The following is a 3183-nucleotide window of genomic DNA, read 5'->3' on the forward strand; positions in this document are numbered from 1 at the left end:
TATAAAAGAAAAAGAGACCGAACTCTAAAAAAATCTTTTGGGTCGCCCCCATTTTATTTCACCTATTTGAAATTTTATTCGGAATTGCAATATTGTTCGGGAAATAGATTTTTAGAACGGAACATCATTATTTTGTTGTTGCAAAAAATCTTCTGCAGCATTAGAAGAAGTATGAGAAGGAATAGGAGCGGAAGAAAATGTTTTTCCGCTGTTCATCCCTGATCCGAATGTTCCGTATATCTCAGTATCGTCGTTAAGATTTTGGAATCTTGCATATTCTCCTTTGAAACGTAATCGCACATCGCCTACAGCACCGTTACGGTGCTTGGCTATGATTATTTCTGCAAGTCCGATCAGGGAATTTCCTTTTTCGTCTTCGGTTATTTTATAATATTCCGGACGGTGGATAAAACACACCATATCGGCATCCTGTTCGATTGCACCCGATTCACGCAGGTCGGCCAATTGGGGACGTTTTCCGTCGCCTTGTCGGGTTTCTACACCACGATTCAACTGGGAAAGAGCGATGATAGGAATATTCAGTTCTTTCGCCAATCCTTTTAATGACCGGGAGATCGTACTTACTTCTTGTTCACGGCTTCCGAAATTCATGCCACTGGCATTCATAAGCTGCAAGTAGTCGATAATGATCATCTTTATATTGTGTTCTCTGACGAGTCTTCGTGCTTTGGTACGGAGTTCGAATACCGATAAACTCGGAGTATCGTCTATATATATAGGTGCATCGTAGAGGTCCTTGATTTTTGCCATTAATTGTTCCCATTCGTATGGTGCTAATTGTCCGCTTTTTATTTTCTCTCCGGTAATTTCGCACGTATTTACAATCAACCGGTTAACTAATTGTACATTAGACATTTCAAGAGAAAAGATAGCTACCGGCGTATTATAATTGATGGCCATATTCTTTGCCATGGACAGAACGAATGCGGTCTTTCCCATTGCAGGACGAGCGGCGATGATAACCAAATCCGAATTTTGCCAGCCCGATGTCATTTTATCCAAATCATGAAATCCCGATTGCAATCCGCTTAGTCCGTCTTTTCGGTTCGATGCGATTTCCAGAATGTTGAGCGCTTCTTTAATAACCGGATTGATTTGAGTGACATCTTTTTTTACATTTCGTTGGGATATTTCAAATAATTTGCCTTCGGCTTCCTGCATCAGATCATCGACATCATTTGTCTCATCGAAAGCTTTCGTTTGTATTTCACTGGAAAAGCGGATCAATTCGCGGGCAAGATATTTTTGTGCGATAATGCGGGCATGGAATTCTATATTTGCGGCAGAAGCCACCCGACCGGTAAGTACGGTTATCGTATATTCTCCACCGACTTCTTCCAATTCGCCTCTCCGCCGGAGTTGTTCGGTAACGGTAAGCATATCGATAGGTTGCTGTCTGAGTGCCAGATCTACGATAGCCGAATAAATAAGTTGGTGAGTATGCTCATAAAAACACTCCGGTTTTAAAATATCGCTGACGATAGAATAAGCGTCTTTTTCGAGCATAAGAGCACCCAATACCGCTTCTTCGAGCTCTTTTGCCTGAGGTTGAAGTTTCCCTAAGTCGGTGATAGACGGTAAATTATTTTTTGCAGATCGATAATTGCGTTTCTGTTCCATAAGTAATATTGAAGATGTATTGCAAACGTAGATAAACTTTTTAGCCTGACAAAATTAAGAAATAGAATCTTATTAACGGATTATTCTTCTCTATCTTTATCGAAATGTGGATAAATAATCTGTATTTTTGCAAATAAATCTTGTTAAGCTATGATTACATTTCCGAATGCAAAAATAAATCTCGGACTGAATATTGTCGCAAAACGTCCGGATAATTATCATAATCTTGAGACGATATTTTACCCTATTCCTTTGGAAGACGCATTGGAAGTTGTCGATTTACCCGGAAAAACGGATGCTTGTTTGCATATTTCGGGTTTACAAATAGACGGAGAACCGAATAAAAATTTGATAATTCGGGCTTATGATTTATTGAAAGCAAGCTTTGATTTACCTGCCGTAGATATTTATTTGCATAAGGTGATTCCTTTTGGTGCAGGTCTGGGAGGCGGATCATCGGATGCTGCATTTATGCTCCGTCTTTTAAAAGACAAGTATAAGTTGCCCGTTTCGGAAGAGATGCTATTCTCTTTAGCCGCTCGTTTAGGGGCAGACTGTCCTTTTTTTCTTTTGAATAGGCCGGTATTGGCTACAGGTATAGGAAATGAATTCACGCCGGTTTCTCTTACTTTAAAAAATTATTATCTGGTGCTTGTCAAGCCCGATATTATGATTCCTACGGCAAAAGCTTATTCTTTGGTGAAGCCCGAGCAACCGAAAGTGCCGTTGTCCGAGATCGTAAAGAAACCTGTGGAAGAGTGGAAAAATCTTATGACAAATGATTTCGAAAAAAGCGTATTTTCTCATTATCCGGAAATTGCGGAGATAAAATCCCGATTATATGATATCGGTGCTGTTTATGCATCAATGTCCGGATCGGGTTCTTCGGTTTATGGCCTGTTCAGTAATTTGCCGGAGTTGCCGGACGATCTTTTTCCCGGAAGTTTTGTCTGGCAAGGAGAGTGCCGGTATTGATGTGAACGATTTGCCCGCTAAACTGTTATAAGGTCGAAGAAGAATTTCGGAGAACTTATATAATGTTATTATGTTGAAGAAACGGGTAGAAGAAGCGCTAAATGCTCAAATTAATGCCGAAATATGGTCGGCTCATTTCTTTTTGGCCATATCCCTTCATTTTGCAGAGAACGGTTATCCCGGGTTTGCCGCACGAATGAAATATCAGCATCAAGAAGAACATCGGCATGCTTTGAGACTTATGGATTATGTGATAGAACAAGGTGGAAAGGTCGAATTGCAAGATATAGTGGATATCCCTTCTGATTTTGGTGATCCAGTAGAATCTTTTGAACAGGTTTTGGTACACCTAATGCGGATTACAGATACTTTCGATACTTTGCTTGATGTTGTTTGTGACGAAAGAGATAGAGCTACGCGGGCTGTGTTGGATTGGTTTGTGTTAAATCAAGTGAAAGAAGAAGCCGAGATTTCTCAGATTATTGCCTATCTAAAGCGAATGACGAACGAAAACGGATATTATATGATGGATTTAGAACTTATTAAAAAATATTAAAATATAAAGAC

3 protein-coding genes are annotated in these 3183 nt (G+C 39.8%); 2 read left to right on the forward strand and 1 reads right to left on the reverse strand.

Translation table 11 applies throughout. The features are described from left to right. Nucleotides 1-111: 111 nt before the first annotated feature. Nucleotides 112-1641 carry a replicative DNA helicase gene (gene dnaB / locus AC1WHX_RS11470; protein WP_009316618.1) on the reverse strand — a complete coding sequence of 510 codons (1530 nt, stop codon included), beginning with the start codon at nucleotides 1639-1641 and terminating at the stop codon, nucleotides 112-114. A gap of 150 nt (nucleotides 1642-1791) precedes the next feature. Between dnaB and ispE the strand changes: the two genes are divergently transcribed. Both ispE and AC1WHX_RS11480 read left to right on the forward strand, forming a co-directional pair. After that, complete coding sequence (gene ispE / locus AC1WHX_RS11475; protein WP_302544663.1) at nucleotides 1792-2616, forward strand: 4-(cytidine 5'-diphospho)-2-C-methyl-D-erythritol kinase; 825 nt, start codon at nucleotides 1792-1794, stop codon at nucleotides 2614-2616. A gap of 70 nt (nucleotides 2617-2686) precedes the next feature. Continuing rightward, nucleotides 2687-3172, forward strand: a complete 486-nt coding sequence (locus tag AC1WHX_RS11480) for a ferritin (RefSeq protein ID WP_009316620.1) — start codon at nucleotides 2687-2689, stop codon at nucleotides 3170-3172. Nucleotides 3173-3183: the final 11 nt, after the last annotated feature.

The sequence above is a fragment of the Coprobacter sp. genome (assembly GCF_982436375.1).

Coding starts and splice junctions, on each gene's coding strand:
- dnaB (WP_009316618.1), bottom strand. CDS start 1,641: ATGGAACAGAAACGCAATTATCGATCTGCAAAAAATAATTTACCGTCT.
- ispE (WP_302544663.1), top strand. CDS start 1,792: ATGATTACATTTCCGAATGCAAAAATAAATCTCGGACTGAATATTGTC.
- AC1WHX_RS11480 (WP_009316620.1), top strand. CDS start 2,687: ATGTTGAAGAAACGGGTAGAAGAAGCGCTAAATGCTCAAATTAATGCC.